This window comes from Pseudomonas sp. TAA207, from assembly GCF_001529285.1.
Taxonomy (GTDB): domain Bacteria; phylum Pseudomonadota; class Gammaproteobacteria; order Pseudomonadales; family Pseudomonadaceae; genus Aquipseudomonas; species Aquipseudomonas weihenstephanensis.
In genome coordinates, this window is record NZ_LLWJ01000069.1 from 248,643 (window position 1) to 268,607 (window position 19,965).

The window sequence follows — 19,965 nt, forward strand, 5'->3', positions numbered from 1 at the left end:
AGAGGCAGGCACTGCACGCTTGGTCGCCTGCCTTTTTTGCCGCAAAGCGGCGCGTGAGCCGCTAAACTGCGCGCCCTCTGCTAGCCTGATACCCGTCGCCCAAGACGGGTCGCGTCCCACGGAACTCCAATACCCCCCATGAAATTTTTTGTACCCGCTCGCCTTGCCCTTTTTGTGCCCAGCCTCTGCCTGACATCCATCTGCTTTGCTGAACCGCTGGAACTCGACCCGAGCGTCATTACCGGCTCACGCAGCGCCAGCCCGAGTTTTGATCTGCCGTACTCGGTTGACAGCATCAACCAGGCGCAAATCAGCGACGGCCAACTGGGCATTAACGCGTCCGAAGTACTGTCCCGGGTGCCGGGGCTGGTGGTGCAAAACCGTCAGAACTATGCCCAAGACCTGCAAATTTCGTCCCGAGGCTTTGGCGCGCGTTCGGCGTTTGGTGTACGCGGTATCAAATTGATTGCCGATGGCATTCCGGCCAGCACCCCGGATGGCCAGGGTCAGGCGGCAACGTTTAACCTGGACACCGCCGAGCGCATCGAAGTACTGCGCGGCCCCGCTGCGACGCTGTATGGCAGCAACGCGGGCGGAGTGATTCAAATGTTCTCGCGCGATGGCGAAGGCCCGCCGCGCATCGGCGCCGAAACACTGATCGGCAGTGACGGCATGAGTAAAAACCACCTCACGGCTGAAGGCTCGGCCGATGACGTGGGCTTTGTGCTTGACGCCTCACGCATGGACACCGATGGCTACCGCGACCACAGCGCCGCCCGCCGCGACCAGACCTTCGCCAAGCTCAACTTCAAGCCCGACGAGGACAGCAAACTGGCGCTGATCTACAGCAGCCTGGAGCAGAACGGCACGCAAGATCCGCTGGGGCAAAGCTGGGAAGCCTACAAAGCCGACCCCCGCTCGGTGGCAACCAATGCCATTACCTACAACACGCGTAAAAGCATTGATCATCAACAACTGGGTTTGAATTACGAGCGCTACTTTGGCGACGCGACCTTGCAGGTCAATGCCTATACCGGCACGCGCAGCGTGATTCAGTATTTGGCGATTCCCAAATACATCGGTAATACCCAAACGCTCAATCCAGCCAATGCACGGGGTGGCGGTGTTGTGCAATTCGATCGCAAGTTTTACGGCACCAATGTGCATTGGATTCAGCCCATCACGAGCGCGCCAGGTGAGCTGATTATCATCAGCGGCGTGGACTTTGATCAGAGCCGTGACAATCGGCACGGCTACCAAAACTACAACGGGGCGCAATTGGGCGTTAAAGGCGAAATGCGCCGCGACGAAGTCGATACTGCTCGCAGTCTTGACCCCTTCGTACAAGCCAACTGGGCCATCGAAGACTGGACCCTGCAAGCAGGCTTGCGCTACAGCACGATGGAAATGGACGTCGACGATCACTTTTTGAGCAATGGCGACGCCAGCGGCACCAAACGCTACGAAAAGGCCACGCCGTCAATGAGTGTGATGTACGCCTTCACACCAGAACTGCATGGTTATGTGAGCGCGGGCAAAGGCTTCGAAACACCTACTCAAGCTGAGTTAGCCTATGCGCCGGGCAATCAGGAAGGCTTCAACTTCGGACTCAAGCCCTCTGAAAGTACCCAGTATGAAATGGGGTTGAAAGCTCAGGTCTACAACACGCGAATCAACGCTGCCGTGTTCCAGATCACCACCGAAGACGAGTTGGTGGTCGCAGGTTCAGTGGGCGGACGTACCAGCTACCAAAACGCCGGCCGCACCCTGCGCCGAGGGTTTGAGCTGGGCGTCGAAAGCCAGCTCAGCGAACACTGGACCACCACCCTGGCCTACACCCGCCTGCAAGCCACTTACGACAGCGACTTCAGCAGCAGCAAAGGCACTGTCGATAAAGGCAATTACCTGCCCGGCGTGCCGCAAACCACGCTGTTTGCCGAAGTGAACTGGAAACCCGCAGATTGGGTCAGTACCGCCGTCGAAGGCATGTACCGCAGCAAGGTCTACGTTGAAGACACCAACAGCAAGAAAGCCGCCCCGGCCTACAGCGTGTTCAACTGGCGTGCGCGTTTTGAGCAGAAAGTCGAACACTGGACCTTCCACCAAACCCTGCGACTGGACAACCTGCTGGACCGCCAATACGTGGGTTCGGTGATTGTGGCCGACGGCAATGACCGCTTCTACGAAGCTGCACCGGGCCGTTCGTGGTACGCCGGAGCCGGGGCGCAATACAGTTTTTAAAAACTGTGCACCTGCTTGCGCCGCTGCCATTGATTGAGCCGCTGTTGCAGCGCCAGCGGGCTATCCAGCCCCTGTGCGCGCGCACGGCTGAACAGGATCAGCGCCAGTTCGGCGGTGGCCAGGGCATCGGCGCTGGCGTTGTGACGGTCTTCGACCTGCAAGTTGAAATGCTTGATCCAGTGGTCCAGCCCCGCCTCGCGTAAATCGGCGTGCGGGCACAGCATGGGGGCCAACGCTGCCACGTCCATAAACGGATGCTGCAAGCGATAACCCAGGCTGTCTTTCAACGCGCGGCCCAGCATGTGCTGGTCAAACGGCGCATGGAACGCCAGCAACGGGCTGTCCCCCACAAACGCCATGAAATCGAGCAGGGCATCGGCCGGCTCACACCCGGCGGCAATCGTTTCAGGCCCCAATCCATGCAGCAGCACGCTGGGGCTGAGCGGGTTGTGGGCGCGGCGCAAGGTGCGTTCAAACGCCTGGCCCAGATCAATCGCCCCGTCCTCAATCACCATCGCACCGATTGACAGCACTTGGTCGCGGTTAAGGTTCAGGCCGCTGGTTTCCAGATCGACCACCACCCAACGTTGATGGCGCAACGAGGTGTCGCGCAGCCCCGGCGAGGCTGGCAGTTGCAGCAGGCGCTGTTGCTGCTCAAGGCTCAAGACGGGGCTTTTGCGCGACAACAGCCATGACAGCAGGCTCATAGCTGATACCGCAGCGCCAGGCTGCTTTGCAGGCGCTGCGCCTGACGCAACGCTTCACGCAGGATGCGCCGGTCGAGCTGGTTGAGGCTGTCCGGGTCGACCCGGTTGGAGTACGGTCGGTTTTCACGGGTTTGCAATTGGTGTTGCTGCATACGCGTTTGCTGAATGAAGTGATACGCCTCTTCATAGGCCGCCCCGTCCAGCGGCTCGATCACGCCCTGCGTCACCAAGTGGCGCAAGCGTTCGAGGGTGTTGTTGGCCTCCACGCCATGGGCCAGCGCCAATAAGCGTGCACCGTCCACAAACGGGGTCAGGCCCTGCACTTTAAGATCCAGGGTGGCTTTTTCGCTGCCTTTGCGTTCCAGCACAAACTCGCGAAAGCGCCCCACTGGCGGACGATGGCGCAAGGCGTTGTCGGCCATCATGCGCTGGAACAGACGATTGTCGGCGACCTGTTCCAGAATGCCGCGGCGCAGTTGCTGGCACCCGCTGTCGTCGCCCCATACCGCCCGCAGGTCGAAATAGATGCTGGAGGCCAGCAGATTTTCAGGCGTGGCTTCGCGGATAAACGCCGCAAAGCGTCGCGCCCATTCGGCTCGTGACAAACACAGGTCGGGGTTACCGGCCATGATGTTGCCCTTGCACAGGGTAAAACCGCAGGCCGCCAGGTGAGTGTTAATCAACTGCGCGATGGGCAGCAGGCGTTGACGAATCTCGGCGGCCTGCACCGCATCAGCAGCTTCAAACAGAATGCCGTTGTCCTGGTCGGTGTGCAGTGTCTGTTCGCGTCGGCCTTCGCTGCCGAAACACAGCCAGGTGAACGGCACGCCGGGGTCGCCTTTTTCAGCCAGTACCAGCTCAATCACGCGGCACACCGTGTGATCGTTGAGCAGCGTGATGATGTGGGTGATCTGGGTCGACGAAGCACCGTGGGCCAACATGCGCTCCACCAATTGACCGATTTCGCCCCGCAGGTTGATCAGACTCTCAAGCCGTGGTGCGTGGCGGATGGTGCGCGCCAGGTGCACCAGATCAACCCGTTGCAGTGAGAACAGATCACGCTCTGAAACCACACCGCACAAGCGCTGATCCTTCACCAGACAGACGTGGGCAATGTGCCGTTCGGTCATGGCGATGGCCGCATCGAACGCGCTGTGGTCGGGCGTCAGGTAAAACGGCCCCGGCGTCATGTGCTGGTCGATGGCTTGCGCAAAGTCCTGCGTGCCGTCGGCGACCACCTGGCGCAGATCGCGCAGGGTGAAAATCCCCAGCGGCGCCTTGCGCTCATCCACGATCACAATGCTGCCCACTTGTTGCTCGTGCATCAGCCGCACGGCTTCGCGCAAGGCGGTGCCGGGCAGGCAAGTAACAGGGTGGCGCATGGCCAATTCGCCCAGACGGGTATTGAGCGAATATTGAGTGCCGAGGGTTTCGACAGCTTTTTGCTGAACCTGCTGGTTCACCTTGTCGAGCAAGCTGCTGACCCCGCGCAGGGCGAAATCGCGAAACTCGTCAGACAAGGCAAACAATTTGATAAACGCGGGTTTGTTTAATTGAAGACAAAACGTGTCTTCAGCGGCGCGGTGCTCGGTGCGGGTGGCACGTTCGCCCAGCAAGGCTGCGAGAGGGAAGCACTCGCCTGCGGTGATCTCGAACGTGGTTTCGGCTTCCTGACGCCCGACATGGGTGCGCTCGCCCACCACACGGCCTTGTTTGACGATGTAAAAGTGTTCGACCGGGCCGTCCGCAGGCCGAATGATGCTTTCACCGGGCCCATAGAAGCGCAGTTGGCACTGCTCGACCAAAAACGCCAGGTGAGTGTTTTCCATGTGATTAAAGGGCGGGAATCGCTGCAAAAACTGCATGGTGCCGTGAATGTTCTGCAACACCGCAGCTTTTCCTGCCTGGAGAAACGCATCCGATTTACTCATTGACCGCTACCGCATGTCTGACCGTTGTTGTTATGCCGGGGCGCTGCACCCTGTCGTCGTAATGCAAGTCATGCTCGGTTGTCTGCGCCCAAGTGCCCATTGGACGTAAGTCTATGGGGATAGTGGCCTACTGATATTTTTGAATTACCTCACAGAAAACAGGTCCGTTTATTGTGTTGTAACGCTTGGAAATGCAGCCTTGCGGGCGCACATTGGGGCACAGCCTAGGAATAGCTGACTGCATCGGTGGGATAACAGACTGAATAACGCCGTTTTGAGAACCGTATGACCGAACACGACATTTTGAGCGACGCCGAGCGAGAGGCGCTGAGCGAAGTCATGAAAGCCCCCACTCGTGCCCAAGCTGCTCAGCGCGTACTGATCGTCGAAGACGATCAACTGGCGCGCGACTTGCTCAGCGAACTGCTGGAGTTGCATGGCATTCAGTGCATCAAGGCCGCTGGTCAGCAGCAAGCCTGGCACACGCTGGAGTCAGATAAATCGATTGCCCTGCTACTGACGGATTTGCGCATGCCGCCCGGTGACGGCCTGGAATTGATCCGCCAGCTTCGCCGTTCCGAGCGGGCGAACATGCCGGTGATCATCATGTCGGGCAATGCCGAGGTAAAAGATGCCATTGATGGCATGCACTTGAGCGTGCTCGATTTTCTGCTCAAGCCCATTGATACCGAAAAACTGACCGCGCTGATCAAACGCGAACTGCACATCGAATAGCCCCCCATGAGCTGCCGACTGAAGTGTGGCGAGCGCACCAATAAAAAGCCCCGGCAGTTCGCCGGGGCTTTTTGTTACTGCGCGTTAACGCTTATTCACAGGCCATTCTTGGCCTTGAACTCACGACGACGTCGGTGCAGCACCGGCTCGGTGTAACCGTTAGGCTGGCGGGTGCCCTCGATGACCAATTCGACGGCTGCCTGGAAGGCGATGTTGCTGTCGAAGTCGGGCGCCAGAGGGCGGTACAGCGGGTCATTGGCGTTTTGGCGGTCAACCACCGGCGCCATGCGCTTGAGACTGGCCATCACTTGAGCTTGATTGACGATGCCGTGACGCAGCCAGTTGGCGATGTGCTGGCTAGAAATACGCAGCGTTGCACGGTCTTCCATCAGGCCGATGTCATTGATGTCCGGCACTTTAGAGCAGCCCACGCCCTGATCAATCCAGCGCACCACATAACCCAGGATGCCCTGCGAGTTGTTGTCCAGTTCGTTCTGGATCTGCTCAGGCGTCCACTGCGGGTTGACGGCCAGCGGGATGGTCAGAATGTCGTCTACCGAGGCTTTGGCCCGCGTGGCCAGTTCGCCCTGACGCGCGAACACGTCGACCTTGTGGTAGTGCAGCGCGTGCAGCGCAGCGGCAGTCGGCGACGGCACCCACGCGGTGTTGGCGCCCGCCAGCGGGTGGGCGATTTTTTGCTCCAGCATCGCCGCCATCAGGTCGGGCATCGCCCACATGCCTTTACCGATTTGTGCACGGCCTTGCAGGCCAGTGCTCAAGCCGACGTCAACGTTGTTGTTTTCGTAGGCGCTGATCCACTTCTCGGCTTTCATGTCAGCCTTGCGCACCATCGGGCCAGCTTCCATCGAGGTGTGGATTTCGTCGCCGGTACGGTCCAGGAAACCGGTGTTGATGAACACCACGCGTTCGCTGGCGGCTTTGATGCACGCCTTGAGGTTGACCGTCGTGCGGCGCTCTTCGTCCATGATCCCGACTTTGAGCGTGTTGCGCGGCAAGTTGAGCACGTCTTCAATGCGCCCAAACAGCTCATTGGTGAACGCAGCTTCTTCGGCACCGTGCATTTTCGGTTTGACGATGTACACCGAACCGGTGCGGCTGTTGCTGCGCGTGGCGCTGCCGTTGAGGCTGTGGATCGCTGCGAGGCTGGTCAGCAGGCCATCAAGGATGCCTTCGGGCACTTCGTTGCCGTCTTTGTCGAGGATCGCATCGATGGTCATCAAGTGACCCACGTTGCGCACGAACAGCAACGAGCGACCGTGCAAGCTGAGGCTGGCGCCGTTGGGCGCAGTGTATTCGCGGTCCGGGTTCATGGTGCGGGTGAAGGTGTGCCCGCCCTTGGACACCTGCTCGCTGAGGTCGCCCTTCATCAGGCCCAGCCAGTTGCGGTAGATCACCACTTTGTCGTCAGCATCGACGGCGGCCACGGAGTCTTCGCAGTCCATGATGGTGGTCAGCGCAGCTTCCATCAGTACGTCTTTGACGCCCGCGGCATCGGTCTGGCCGACAGGGCTGGTTGCGTCGATCTGGATTTCGAAGTGCAAGCCGTTTTGCTTGAGCAGCACGGCGGTCGGGGCGCCAGCTTCGCCGTGGTAGCCGATCAATTGCGCGGCATCACGCAAAGCACTGCTGGCGCCGTCCTTGAGGGCGACGTGCAAGGCGCCGTTGACCACGGTGTAGCCAAGCGCATCAACGTGTGAGCCCTTGGCCAGCGGTGCGGCTTCGTCAAGGAAGGCACGGGCGAAGGCGATGACTTTGTCGCCGCGCACCTTGTTGTAGCCTTTGCCCTTTTGCGCGCCATCGGCTTCGCTGATGGCATCGGTGCCATACAACGCGTCATACAGCGAACCCCAACGGGCGTTCGAGGCGTTGAGGGCAAAGCGCGCATTCATCACCGGCACCACCAACTGCGGGCCGGCCATGCGGGCGATTTCGTCATCGACGTTTTGCGTCGTTGCCTGGAAATCTGCGGCTTCTGGCTGCAAATACCCAATGTCTTGGAGAAAGGCCTTATAAGCCACGGCGTCATGGGCCTTGCCGGCCGCAGCCTGGTGCCAGGCGTCGATCCGCGCCTGCAAATCATCGCGTTTGGCGAGCAGTGCTTTGTTCTTGGGTGCCAGGTCGTGAATAACCTTGTCGGCACCGGCCCAGAACTGGTCGGCGGTCAAACCGGTACCGGGGATAGCTTCGTTGTTTACGAAGTCGAACAGGACTTTGGCGACCTGCAGGCCACCGACGTGAACGTGTTCAGTCATTGCTTGCCTCACTCATTTTTATTTAAAGCCTGGAGCGCTTCTTAAAACACCGCGTGGCTCATGCTGGCGGGGTTGTACGGGGTAGTGCAGACGCTTTGGCGGACCTTGTTGCAAATTATGTAGTGGTCGCCGAGGCATACTACATGATCACTTGCAGATGTGAAAATCAGACTAATCACGTCGTTCTACGACCATTTTTATCGCAGTGGTCACGTAGAAGAATGGGATGTTCTCAAGAAACGCACAGGTTGTTCCAGATAATTCTAAAAACAGTACACAATTTGTTGTTTGCTGATCTGGTTTCTAAGGCGTTTAACGACCTGCGCGGCGTGTATAAACGCCGGGTACTGTCTTCGCGAGCCAACGCTCCCCTGCCAGTACGGCGGCGGCTGCCTATACTCAACCGACCTTTAATAAGAGAGCGTGCGCCATGAACCATCTTGTGATTACGGTCTTTGCCCCGGACAAAGCCGGGCAGGTTGAACGCATTGCGCAGTGCATCGCCGAGCACGGTGGCAATTGGCTGGAGAGCCGCATGTCGCGCATGGCCGGACAGTTCGCGGGCATCGTACGGCTGGGGGTGTCGGCCGAAGCCCATGACGAGTTGGTCAACGCACTTAAGGATCTTGAGAGGGAAGGGATTCGGGTGCTGGTGGCCGAGAGCGGGATCGAGCAGTCCTGCACCTGGAAGCCCATTGCGATGCAATTGGTGTGCAACGACCGGACCGGCATTGTGCGCGACATTACGCGAGTGCTGACCGAGCTGGGCGTGAACCTGGAGCGATTAGTGACCGAAGTGCGGCTCGCGCCCATGAGCAACGAGCCACTGTTTCACGCCGAGGCCATTTTGGCGGTGCCGCTGACGCTCTCGCTGGAGGTGCTGCGCGAACGCCTGGAAATCCTGGCCGATGAGATGCTGGTGGAGCTTGAGTTTCAGCTTGAGGATTAACGCCGGCGCAGGCTGATCCACGCATCGATGCTGTACACCACCAAACCGGCCCAGATGAACATGAACGCGATCAAGGTGCTGTGGGACAAGTGTTCGCCATACACCGCCACCGCCAGAATCAACACCAGGGTGGGCGCCAGGTACTGCATGAAGCCCAGCGTGGTGTAAGGCAAATGCCGTGCAGCGGCGTTGAAACAGACCAGTGGGATCAGCGTCGCCGGACCTGCTGCAACCAGCAGCCAGGCTTGCGAGCTGGACCAAAACTCGACGTGTGCGCTGTTGGCTTCGGGGTGCATCAGCAACCAGCCAATGGCAATCGGCACCAGAATCCAGGTCTCGACCACCAGCCCCGGCAGCGCCTTGACCGGTGCCTGTTTACGGATCAAGCCATAAAAGCCGAAGGTCAGCGCCAGCACCAGCGACACCCACGGCAGGCTGCCCACTTGCCACACTTGCTGTGCCACACCGACGGCGGCCAAGCCCACGGCAATCCATTGCAGACGCCGCAGGCGCTCGCCCAGCAGCAACATGCCCAGCAACACATTAACCAGCGGGTTGATGTAATAGCCCAGGCTGGCTTCGAGCATGCGGTCGTTATTGACCGCCCACACGTAGGTCAGCCAGTTGGCGGCAATCAACAGGCCGCTGACCGTCAGCACGCCAAGGCGTTTAGGGTTGTCGCGCAGCTCCTGCCACCAGCCGGGGTGTTTCCACACCAGCAACAGCAACGAACCAAACAGCGCCGACCAGAGCACACGGTTGACGATGATTTCAGCCGCCGGAACGCTGGCCAGCAGTTTGAAATAAAGCGGGAACAGGCCCCAGATGATGTAGGCACTCAGGCCCAGAATGTACCCGTGGCGCGGGTTGGCGGCTTGCATGGTGGATCCTTGCTCAGGCAACAGATGGACACAGTAGAGGCCGAGAGTGTAAGCAGGTTTTACAGAGGTGTCGTGCGTGACGGTAAGCGTGCAGCGCATTTTTGAGTCGCCGCCCAAGGCCGCGAAGAGGTGCGCAAAGGGCTGCTTTGCAGCCGCTGGCAGCCTTGGACAGCGACTACAAAGAGCCTTTGCGGTGGATCAAAACAATTTCAGCGGTTCTTCATTGAGCGCCGACAGCTGCTCGCGCAAGGCCAGCACCTGATCGCCCCAATAGCGTTCGGTGCCGAACCACGGAAAGCTGTGGGGAAACGCCGGATCGTCCCAGCGCCGCGCCAGCCACGCGCTGTAATGCATCAGGCGCAGGGCGCGCAGCGGTTCGATCAACGCCAGCTCGCGGGGGTTGAAGTCATGGAACTCGCTGTAGCCGTCCATCAGTTCCGACAACTGCCCCAGGCATTCTTGCCGATCACCGGCCAGCATCATCCACAGATCCTGCACCGCTGGCCCCATGCGACAGTCGTCCAGATCGACGATGTGGAACACCTCGTCACGGCACATCATGTTGCCGGGGTGGCAATCGCCGTGCATGCGGATGTTGGTGTGCGGCGTGGCGGCGTACACGTCTTCGACGCGTTTGAGCAAGTCACGGGCCACCGACTCGTAGGCAGGCAGCAAGCTGCGCGGTATGAAATTACCTTCGAGCAGGGTCGTCAGCGAGTCATGCCCAAAATTCTTCACACCCAGCGCTTCACGGTGTTCGAACGGCTTAGTGGCACCCACGGCATGCAGGCGCCCGAGCAGTTGGCCGAGGCGATACAGTTGGTCCAAATTGCCCGGTTCTGGCGCGCGACCACCCCGGCGAGGGAACAACGTGAAGCGGAACCCCGCGTGTTCAAACAGGCTCTGGCCGTTATGGATCATCGGCGCCACCACCGGCACCTCGCACTCGGCAAGTTCGAAGGTGAAGCGGTGCTCTTCGAGGATGGCTTCGTTGGTCCAGCGCTGGGGCCGGTAGAACTTGGCGATCAGCGGCTGCGAGTCTTCGATACCGACTTGGTACACGCGGTTTTCGTAGCTGTTGAGCGCGAGCACGCGGGCGTCGCTGAGGAAACCGATGCTTTCGACGGCGTCGAGCACCAGATCAGGGGTAAGTGTTGCAAACGGATGAGACATGCTGACTCCTGCGCGCAGCAGGCTGCCGCGTCCGGCCATGCATGTTAGCGCAGACCGGATGGCAGAGGGCGATGGAAATCCGCAGGCGTTTGATCAGCTACCGACAATCGCGCCGTCTTCGCGGCTGATGGCCACCACTGATGAGCGCGGTTTGCCGTTGGGCATGTGCTCGGGGAATGTCGAACCGCCGTTTTCACCCGGATGCTGAATACCGACGAACAGGGTTTTTTGATCCGGTGAAAAGCTGATCCCAGTGACCTCACAGCCGACCGGCCCGACCATGAAGCGACGAATTTCACCGCTCGCCGGGTCAGCACACAGCATCTGGTTATTGCCCATCCCGGCAAAATCACCGGTGTTGCTGACGTCGCCGTCCGTCAGGATCCACAGTCGTCCCGCGTCGTCAAACCCCATGCCGTCGGGGCTGTTGAACATGTTTTGCGCGGTGATATTGGCCGAGCCACCCTTGGGCTGTTTGGGGTGCACGGCCGGGTTGCCTGCCACCACGAACAGGTCCCAGTCGAAACTCATCGCGCCATGCTCGTGGTTGTGTTCGTTCCAGCGCAGGATCTGCCCATAAACGTTTTTCTCGCGCGGATTGGGACCGCCCACGGGCTGGCCGTCTTCACCGCGTTTAACGTTGTTGGTCAGCGTGCAATACACCTGGCCGTCTTTAGGGCTGACGACAATCCATTCCGGGCGGTCCATGCGCGTGGCTCCCACCGTGCTGGCCGCCAGACGCGCGTGAATCAGCACCTCGGCCTGATTGGCAAAACCGCTGCCCGCGTTGATGCCGTTTTTACCGTGACTCAGTTCGATCCACTGGCCCTGGCCTTTGGGACGGTCGGGGTTGCTGTCGCCGCCGTCGAAGCGGGCGACATACAAGGTGCCGTGGTCCAGCAGGTCGCGATTGGCTTGGGGGTTTTGCTGGTCGATTTTGTCGCGACTGATGAACTTGTAGATGAACTCACCGCGCTCATCGTCGCCCATGTACACCACGGCGCGGCCATCAGCGGTTTGTGCCAGTGCGGCGTTTTCGTGCTTGAAGCGGCCCAGCGCCGTGCGCTTGACCGGGGTCGATTGCGGGTCAAAGGGGTCGATTTCCACCACCCAGCCGTGACGGTTTAACTCGTTGGGGTTGTGCGCCAGATCGAAGCGCGGGTCGTGCAGGTGCCAGTTGATGTCTTTACTGGCGGCAACGGCGCCGTAGCGTTTTTGCGCGGCGTCGAAGCTGTGTTGGGGGTCGGTGCTGCCAAAACAGTCCGTGAAGTTTTCTTCGCAGGTCAGGTAGGTGCCCCACGGGGTCTTGCCGTTGGCGCAGTTCTGGAACGTGCCCAGCGCCAGCGTCCCGCTGTTATCGGCCCGGGTGCGCAGCAAAGCATGCCCGGCAGCCGGGCCACTCAGGCGAATCGGGGTATTGCCGTGAATGCGTCGATTAAACGGCGAACCTTGCACAAACTGCCAACGGTCGCCCTTGCGCTGAATCTCGATCACCGACACGCCTTCGCTGGCCTGCGCTTTGTGCACCTCTTCGGCTGAAGTTGGCTGACCGCCGTGGGGGTAAAGGTAGCGGTAGTTGGTGTATTCGTTGTTGATGGCCATCAGGGCACGGTTCGGGTCATCGGGGAAAGCGAAGAGGCTCATGCCGTCGTTATTGTCGCCAAACTGGACTTCCTGCTCGGCAGCGGTGCCGGTGCCGTCGGGGTTGAAGGCAGGCCCGTCGCTGTGCAGCGGTTGGCCCCAACTGATCAACACCGATGAGCGGTAGCCGGGCGGCAACGTGATGCTATCGGTGGTGGCAGCCTCGATACTGCCAAACCCCAGCAACGTGCTGGAAGCGGCACGGATGCCGTCTGCCAGCACGCTGCGGCTTAACAGGCTACCGCCCAAAAACATAGCGGCCCCGCACAAGGCCCCGGCGCTGATAAAGCCGCGACGGCTGAGGCCGACGATGTGCTCAAGATCGGTGGGTTGGTCTTCTTGTAATAGGTTCATGGCTGCCTGCACTCACGACGGTTTTGGCAGCCACCTTAATCAGCCGGTGTGACAACGATGTTTCAACGCACCCGCAGCCTCAGACAGAAGGGGCTGAGGCGCTGGCTGGCAAGCGCGCATCAATCACTTGATACAACGCGCTGCTGGCTGGCCAGTTGCGCATAAAGCGCGCCCGATCGCGGGCATACGCCGGAGCAAAACTGCTGAGCGAGCGGTGCTGGCACATCGAGTCCAAGTCAATCAGCGCCCAGCGACCGTTGTCCCAGAACACGTTATGCCCCTTAAGGTCGCCGTGGCTGATGTGTTCGCCAAGCAAATCGGCAAACAGTTGATCCAGCGCCTGTAACTCGGCTTCTGGCGCATCGCCCTGCTCTACATAAGGTGCAAAGCGCTCAATGATGTCCGGGCCGGGTAAATATTCAGTCACCAGATACGCTTTGCCACGCAACCCCAAAAAACGCGTTTCGAGCAGCGCCAGCGGCTTGGGCGTGGCGATGCCCAGGAACGCCAGCCGATTGCCTTCACGCCACGAATGCCAGGCGCGGCTCGGGCGCCAAAAGCGCTTGAGCCAATGGGCAAAGCCTTTAATGTTGTAACGCTTGATGACCAGCATACGAGCGGCCACTTCGACTTTACCCACGCTCGCAGCGCCACCGGTTTTATACAGATGACCCGCGTCCAGCAACGCATCGGCATTGGCCAGCACCGGCAACATCGCGGCCTCTTCTTCGCGACGGACCGCCCGCAATGCAGACACCGTGTTCTGCACGCTGAACAGTGTGCAGTCGCGTCCTGTTTTGCTCAGAAAGTCGTTCAAACGCCAGGCGCGGATTTTCTCGACCTGCTTGAGCAGCGCTTCGAGCGGCAAGGCGTGTTCGCCGTTGCTCAGCAGATAGTGCACCAGCAATTCTTCGGTAAACGGTTCAAGGCTTTTGGGCAGCTGGGCAAAAAACACACCGAGGTTTTCCAGCACTTTGGGCCGGGACAGTGGTTTGCCTGCCTGTTCGACGCAGATCCCTGCACCATCGATCAAGTACAGCGCGCCGTTGTGGCGCAGCAGGTTGTCCAGGTGCAGGTCTTGTTGCCACAAGCCTTTGAGGTGCATTTGCCCGATGGCCGCCAACGCTTCAGCCAGCACCGCTTGTTGCTCGTCTGCCAGCACAGGCAGGTGTTGCACCGCACTCCAGGCTTCGCCGAGGCTTTGCGCGCCGTCCAGAAACTCAAACAATAACCAGCCGCCCTCGCCTTCCTGCAAGCCGTCGGCCAGCAACTGTGGCGTGGTCAGCCCTTGCTCGGCCAAGAGCCGCACACCGGTCAGCTCGCGCTCAAAGTTGCGCGCCGCCTTGCTGCCGACCATCAGCTTGGCCAGTACCGTACGGCCGCGCCACACCCCCGCGCCCACGTAACGTTGGCCCGGCAATACACGCAACAAGGTCAGCAGTTGCAATTGCGCAGGCCCGGCGGCATCCGCCAGCTCGATGCTCAGCGGCAAGCCCGGCGCACGTCCGGCTTTTTGCAGTTCAGACAGGCGCATCAGCGAGTTTCCTTTTGGCTACGACGCACATTCAGGCGCTGATACCACGCCTGCACCAGGCCACTGTCCGCAGGCTGATCGAGATAGGCGGCGAGCAACGCGCGCACTTCGGTTTCGGTCCAGACCTGAGCCCTGCGCAATAACGGCTCGATGTCTTTGACCCGGTCACGCTGGCCCAGCAGCAGCGGCCGGGTTTTTTCCAGGTCGATCAATTGCGCGCGATAAGCCTCGCCATCTGCCTGCAAAAAGATGTGCTTGGGGTAGAAACAGCCGTGCACCTGACGCACCGCGTGCAGCCGTCGCGCCAGTTGCCCGCACGCGCGCAAGATCGCCTGCTGCTGTTGAGCCGTCAGATGCGGCCACTGCTCCAGCAGCGAATCGAGGTCATTCCAGCCGTCCAGCGCACGGGTCATCAGAATCGCCCGACGTTCACCCTGGACCTTACGCTCACCAAAAAACACCGCTTCCAACGCAGGAATGCCCAACGCCTGATAGCGCTGAATATTACGAAACTCGCGGGCAAAACTCGGCTCGCCCAGCGGGCTGTGCAGCGTGCGGGTCAGGTAGTTGCTTTGGCGTTTGAGGTAAAAGCCCTGACCGTCGAGGTCCAGACGGAACACGCTGCTCCAGCCACCGCGGCTGGTGTTGGGTTCGTCCACGGCATCGAGTTGCAGGTGCCACAGCGCTTCAAAATCCGCCAGCCCGTTGCGTTCCAGCAAGGCACGATCAGCGTCTGCTACAAAATCAGTCATTCCCGACCCTCAAAAAAACGCACGATATGGCGTACACGTTCCTTGTCCGCCGCGTTGAGCGTCGTGCGCCCGGTGTATTGGAAATAAAAACGCAGGCGCTGGGTGGCCGACAGATGATATTTGGCCACTTTGTCCAGGCACGCCAGGTCTTTGGTGATGCGGTACTTGAGCCAGAAACCGCGCCAGAAGTCGCCATTGGGGCAGTCGATCAAATACAGGCGTGCCTGATCGTCGATCAGCAAATTGCGCCACTTCAGGTCGTTATGCGTGAAGCGATGGTCGTGCATGGTTTTGGTGTAACGCGCCAACTGGCGGCTCACACCGTCGACCCAGACCCGGTCTTTGAGCAGCGGATCGTGGTTGTCGGCCAGGTCGGACAAATCGCGGGTATTGGGCAACTCGCGGGTAATCATCGCGCCACGGGCATAGGCCATGCCTTTGCGCTCAAGGCCCCAGGCCACCACGTCTGCGGTAGGAATGCCCCACTTGGCGAAGCGCTTGAGGTTCTGCCATTCGGACTTCACGCGCGGGCGGCCCAAATAACGGCGCAAGCCTTTGCCTGCCCCGGTATAGCGTTTGACGTAGTAATTGACGCCCTGACGCTCGACACGAATGACCTCGGACAACGGATCGCGGGTCAAGTGTTCGCCTTGCAGGGCAAACACGGCATCCAGGCTGCCAAAATCGTGGGCCAGCGCACTGTAGGCAGGGTCAAGGTTCCAGCCCGCCATTACAGTGCATCCCCATAACGCACTTTACGTGCATAGAGTTTGTTCGCTTTGCCTTCCAGCCACGCCAGCAGGCGGGCCTCTTCGCGCAGGATCTGGCGCAGCGGCATTTGGAAATAGCCGCGCAGGAAGCGCAACTTGTCGCGTTGCGTCAGGCCGATGTCCAGCGCCGAGAAATACAACGCGGCCAGATCCTTGTTGCGCCAGCGCTGACTGATCACGGCGCGGGTTTGGGCGCGGTGCAGGTCGATCACCGACAAACGGAAGTTATCGGCGGTGACCGGGGTGTCGGTGTGCAGCAAAAAGTGGCAAATGTAGCAGTCGCGGTGGTTGACGCCTGCGCGGTGCATCATGCCGGTCATGCGCGCCACCTCAGCAATCAACGCACGTTTGAGCGCGGGCTGCGGCGGCTGCTTGACCCAGTTGAGGCTGAAATCTTCGAGGCTGACGGTCGGCGCGAGTTCTTCAGTGATGATGAACGAGTGCTGCGCGGCCGGGTTGCTGCCTTTTTCGCCGTAGGCTACGGCGGTCATGGTGGGTACGCCGACTTCGTGCAGGCGATTGATCGCCCGCCACTCCTGACCTGCACCGAGCACCGGCAATTTGGCGGTCAGCAGGTTTTTGAACACTTCACCCCAGCCAATGCCACGGTGGATTTTCACAAAGTAGCCGCGCCCGTCGACTTCAGTACGCAAAGTACGTCGCCCTTCCAGTTCGCGGTACACCTCGCCTTCCAGACGCTCGACTTCGGTGAACGCATCGCGCCCGGCCCACAAGCTTTTGAACGGTTCGGCAAGAATCAGTTTCATCAGTGTTGCTCCGCCAGAATCACATCCGCAGCGTGCTGCGGCATGCTATAGAGGTCGGCCGTCTGCGCGAAGGCCAGGCCGTTTTGGCTCCAGGCCGCACGCGCAGCATCATCGGACAACATGTGGGTCAGGTACTCATTGAGTTGCGCCTGCTCAAACGGCTCGTCCAGCACGCGCCCCGCGTCTGCATCAGCGATGTAATGGGCATAGCCGCATACCGCGCTGACCAGCACCGGCAAACCGGCCACCAGCGCTTCGAGCAGTACGGTGCCGGTGTTTTCGTTGTAGGCCGGGTGAATCAGCAAGTCAGCGCCCAACAGGAAACGCGGGATGTCACTGCGCCCTTTGAGAAACTGCACCTGATCGCCCAGCCCCAATGTGGCACTTTGCAACTGAAAGACTTTGGGGTCGTCCTGGCCGATTACAAACAGCCGGGTACGTTTTTTAAGCTCGCCAGGCAGCGCCGCCAACGCTTTAAGGCTGCGATCCACGCCTTTGGTCTTGAACCCGGAGCCAATCTGTACCAGCAGCAGATCATCGTCGGCCAACTTGAATTCACGGCGAAACAGGGCACGAATCTCGGCGGCATTTGGCGGCGCACGGCGGTCCAGCGCGATACCCGGCGGCAGCAGGTGAAAACGCTCCAGCGGGGTGCCGTAATGCTTGATGAACAGCGGCTGCTGGACTTCGGAAATCATCAGGATCTGGGTCTTCGCCTCTTTGGCAAACACCGCGCGTTCGTACTCGGCAAAGTGCTTGTAACGTTTGAAGAAGCGGTAAAACGCATGGCGCAGGTTTTGCGCTTTGTCTTCAAAACAGCCGTCAGCGGCGTAGTACACGTCCAGACCGGGCATTTTGTTGAAGCCGATCAGGCGGTCCACCGGACGCTTGGCCAGGTCGGCCTGCATCCAGGCGAGCATTTTTTCGTTGCGGGTGTGGTTGTGAAACGCCTTCACCGGCGCCACCAACACTTCAAAACCGGGCGGAATATCGCCTTCCCAGATCATGGTGTACACACGGATCTGGTGCCCGCGCTGCTGGCACTCCAGCGCAATGCGCATGAAGTCGCGTTGCAAGCCACCAAACGGGAAATATTTGTACAGCACAAAAGCCAGTTGCATCAGCGCAGTTCCTCAGCCAGTAACAACGTGCTTAATCGACTCGCGACACGCTCAGGGTTCAAACGAGTGAAGCACAGCGGCCACTCGTTTTTCAGGTCAAACCGCTGCTGGTCCTGTGCAGTCGGTGAATAGGTACATTTTTTTTGCAGGCACGGCGCGCAGGGAAAGTCGCTGGCCAAGTGGATTTGCACCTTGCCGTAAGCGCCCGTCAGGCCGGGGTTGGTGGGGCCAAACAGGGAAATGGTCGGCACATCCAGTGCGGCGGCCAAATGCCCCAGACCGGTGTCCACCGCCACGCAGGCACTGGCGCTGGCCAGCACTTTGGCAACGCCTGCCAGGTTCAACTTGGGCAGCACCACAGCGTTGTGCAAATCCTTGGCGATGCGTTCAGCCCGCGCCTTCTCGGCCGGGTTGCCCCACGGCAAACGCACGTCGACACCCAAATGGCCCACGCGAATGGCCAGGTCGCGCCAGTACACTTCGGGCCAGTGTTTGGTGTCCCATGTGGTGCCGTGCAAGAACAACACGAAGGGTTTTTTACGCGGCAACTCGACCAGTTTTTCGACGTCCAGACCATAGTCGCCCAAACCTTTGGGCAGGTCGTAGCCCAGCGCAACCGCAAACAACTGACGCAACCGCTCGACCGCGTGTTGGCCACGGGCCACCGCCAAACGACGCTGATAAAAGCGGCTGGCCAAGGGTTCGCGGGCCGAATCTTTATCCAGCCCGGCCACCGGCGCCTTGACGTAGCGGGTCAGCCAGGCACTTTTGAGCAGACCCTGGGCGTCGATCACCAAGTCGTATTTTTCGGCACGCAGGCTTTGCTTGAAGCGTCGCCATTCGCCGCTCTTGAAGGTTTCCCAGATGTTTTTACGCCAGCGGCGAATCGCCACCGGAATCACTTTACCCACGGCCGGGTGCCAGGTCGGAATTTCGGCAAAGCCTTCTTCCACCACCCAGTCAAAGGTGATGCCCGGAATCGCCCGCGCGGCATCGGTCAGGGCGGGCAACGCATGAATCACATCCCCAAGGGATGAGGTTTTGACCAACAGTACGCGCACCTAGTGGACCTCGACCGGTGAACCCTGCAACCGCTGCAAGGCGTCTACGACGGGTTGCGGCATCAGCTCGCGCAAACAGTTGTAATGGCCGAAACGGCAGGTGCGCTCAAAGCAGGGGCTGCACTCAAGGCCCAGACGCACGATCTCGACCTTGTCGGCCAACGGCGGTGTAAAGCCTGGCGACGTTGAACCGTAGACCGCCACCAGCGGGCGATTCAAGGCGGCAGCCACATGCATCAGGCCCGAGTCGTTGGACACCACCGAATCGGCGCAGGACAACAAATCAATGGCCTCGGCCAGCGAGGTCTCGCCGCTGAGGTTGACGGCTTCTTCACGCAGACCGGGAATCAGGCGCGAGCGGATGTCTTCGCCTACCGCATGATCATTTTTCGAACCGAACAGCCAGACTTGCCAACCTTCGCGGATTTTTTGCTCGGCGACCTTGGCGTAGTGCTCGGATGGCCAGCGCTTGGACTCGCCAAACTCGGCGCCGGGGCACAGCGCCAGCACCGGACGGTCGAGCGCCAGACCAAACTTGGTCAATGCCGCCTCACGGCTCTGCGGATCAATCTGCAACGCAGGCCGCGGGTAAGGCTTGGGCAGCTCTGCACCCGGCTCGAAGGCCAGCGCCATGAAGCGCTCGATCATCAGCGGGTAGCGTTCTTTATCGAGCTTGCGCACATCGTTCAGCAGGCCGTAGCGAAACTCGCCACGCCAGCCGGTGCGCTTGGGCACCCGCGCAAAGAACGGCACGAGGGCTGACTTCAGCGAGTTGGGCAGCAAGATGGCCTGATCGTACTGCCCCTTGAGGGACTTGCCGATCTTGCGCCGCGTGGCCAGTTCCAGCGCGCCGTGGCCGAGCGGAAAGCTCAAGGCCTGGCGAACTTCAGGCATGCGCTCGAGAATCGGCCGGCTCCACTCGGGGGCCAGCACATCGATTTCGCACTCTGGGTGACGCTGTTTCAGGCACTGGAACAGTGTCTGCGCCATCACCATGTCACCGACCCAGCTGGGCCCAACGATCAAAATATTCATAAGTTTCCATAAACAAGCAAGGGAGGCATTCGCCTCCCCG

Annotated in this window: 16 protein-coding genes; 3 read left to right on the plus strand and 13 right to left on the minus strand. The window is 60.1% G+C overall.

Annotated features, from left to right (window positions below; translation table 11 throughout):
- Window positions 1-138: 138 nt before the first annotated feature.
- A complete protein-coding gene (locus AP059_RS16690) occupies window positions 139-2,241 on the plus strand; it encodes a TonB-dependent receptor family protein (RefSeq protein ID WP_059763579.1) in 2,103 nt (700 codons plus the stop codon).
- Here the strand turns inward: AP059_RS16690 and AP059_RS16695 are convergent.
- The gene (locus AP059_RS16695; RefSeq protein ID WP_059763581.1) at window positions 2,238-2,948 is read right to left on the minus strand and encodes a 3'-5' exonuclease; all 711 of its coding nucleotides are present in this window, start codon (window positions 2,946-2,948) and stop codon (window positions 2,238-2,240) included. The two genes, AP059_RS16690 and AP059_RS16695, sit on opposite strands and share 4 nt — an antisense overlap.
- Window positions 2,945-4,879: a putative nucleotidyltransferase substrate binding domain-containing protein gene (locus AP059_RS16700; RefSeq protein WP_048364487.1), complete on the minus strand. Its 1,935-nt coding sequence runs from the start codon at window positions 4,877-4,879 to the stop codon at window positions 2,945-2,947. Before AP059_RS16700 ends, AP059_RS16695 begins: the two co-directional genes overlap by 4 nt.
- A gap of 285 nt (window positions 4,880-5,164) precedes the next feature.
- On the opposite strand from AP059_RS16700, the gene AP059_RS16705 reads away from it, so the two are divergent.
- Window positions 5,165-5,614 (plus strand): response regulator, encoded by a 450-nt coding sequence (locus AP059_RS16705; RefSeq protein ID WP_059763584.1) that lies wholly within the window; start codon window positions 5,165-5,167, stop codon window positions 5,612-5,614.
- A 95-nt stretch (window positions 5,615-5,709) separates the two neighbouring features.
- Here the strand turns inward: AP059_RS16705 and AP059_RS16710 are convergent, their stop codons facing one another.
- Entirely contained in the window at window positions 5,710-7,887 is a 2,178-nt protein-coding gene (locus AP059_RS16710; RefSeq protein ID WP_059763586.1) for a malate synthase G, read from the minus strand.
- Between the two features lie 430 nt (window positions 7,888-8,317).
- Here AP059_RS16710 and AP059_RS16715 point away from each other — a divergent pair, with 430 nt between their 5' ends.
- Window positions 8,318-8,836, plus strand: coding sequence for a glycine cleavage system protein R (locus tag AP059_RS16715; RefSeq protein WP_059763588.1), 519 nt, complete (start codon window positions 8,318-8,320; stop codon window positions 8,834-8,836).
- On the opposite strand, the gene rarD is transcribed toward AP059_RS16715, so the two are convergent.
- From rarD to waaF, 10 genes are all read right to left on the minus strand, one after another.
- Window positions 8,833-9,717 carry an EamA family transporter RarD gene (gene rarD, locus AP059_RS16720; protein ID WP_059763589.1) on the minus strand — a complete coding sequence of 295 codons (885 nt, stop codon included), beginning with the start codon at window positions 9,715-9,717 and terminating at the stop codon, window positions 8,833-8,835. The genes AP059_RS16715 and rarD overlap by 4 nt on opposite strands.
- 198 nt (window positions 9,718-9,915) lie before the next feature.
- Entirely contained in the window at window positions 9,916-10,890 is a 975-nt protein-coding gene (locus tag AP059_RS16725) for a serine/threonine protein kinase (protein WP_048364492.1), read from the minus strand.
- Between the two features lie 93 nt (window positions 10,891-10,983).
- Window positions 10,984-12,885: a PhoX family protein gene (locus tag AP059_RS16730; RefSeq protein WP_059763590.1), complete on the minus strand. Its 1,902-nt coding sequence runs from the start codon at window positions 12,883-12,885 to the stop codon at window positions 10,984-10,986.
- 79 nt (window positions 12,886-12,964) lie between these two features.
- Window positions 12,965-14,419, minus strand: a complete 1,455-nt coding sequence (locus AP059_RS16735; RefSeq protein ID WP_059763592.1) for a lipopolysaccharide kinase InaA family protein — start codon at window positions 14,417-14,419, stop codon at window positions 12,965-12,967.
- Window positions 14,419-15,171, minus strand: a complete 753-nt coding sequence (locus tag AP059_RS16740; protein WP_059763595.1) for a lipopolysaccharide kinase InaA family protein — start codon at window positions 15,169-15,171, stop codon at window positions 14,419-14,421. Before AP059_RS16740 ends, AP059_RS16735 begins: the two co-directional genes overlap by 1 nt.
- Window positions 15,168-15,902: a lipopolysaccharide kinase InaA family protein gene (locus AP059_RS16745; RefSeq protein WP_059763603.1), complete on the minus strand. Its 735-nt coding sequence runs from the start codon at window positions 15,900-15,902 to the stop codon at window positions 15,168-15,170. The genes AP059_RS16740 and AP059_RS16745 overlap by 4 nt, the downstream gene beginning before the upstream one ends.
- Window positions 15,902-16,708 (minus strand): lipopolysaccharide core heptose(I) kinase RfaP, encoded by an 807-nt coding sequence (rfaP, locus tag AP059_RS16750; protein ID WP_059763606.1) that lies wholly within the window; start codon window positions 16,706-16,708, stop codon window positions 15,902-15,904. The genes AP059_RS16745 and rfaP overlap by 1 nt, the downstream gene beginning before the upstream one ends.
- On the minus strand, window positions 16,708-17,829 hold the full coding sequence (locus tag AP059_RS16755) for a glycosyltransferase family 4 protein (RefSeq protein ID WP_059763608.1): 1,122 nt from the start codon (window positions 17,827-17,829) through the stop codon (window positions 16,708-16,710). The genes rfaP and AP059_RS16755 overlap by 1 nt, the downstream gene beginning before the upstream one ends.
- Window positions 17,829-18,890, minus strand: a complete 1,062-nt coding sequence (waaC, locus tag AP059_RS16760; RefSeq protein WP_059763610.1) for a lipopolysaccharide heptosyltransferase I — start codon at window positions 18,888-18,890, stop codon at window positions 17,829-17,831. The genes AP059_RS16755 and waaC overlap by 1 nt, the downstream gene beginning before the upstream one ends.
- Window positions 18,891-19,925, minus strand: a complete 1,035-nt coding sequence (gene waaF / locus AP059_RS16765) for a lipopolysaccharide heptosyltransferase II (RefSeq protein WP_059763613.1) — start codon at window positions 19,923-19,925, stop codon at window positions 18,891-18,893.
- Window positions 19,926-19,965: the final 40 nt, after the last annotated feature.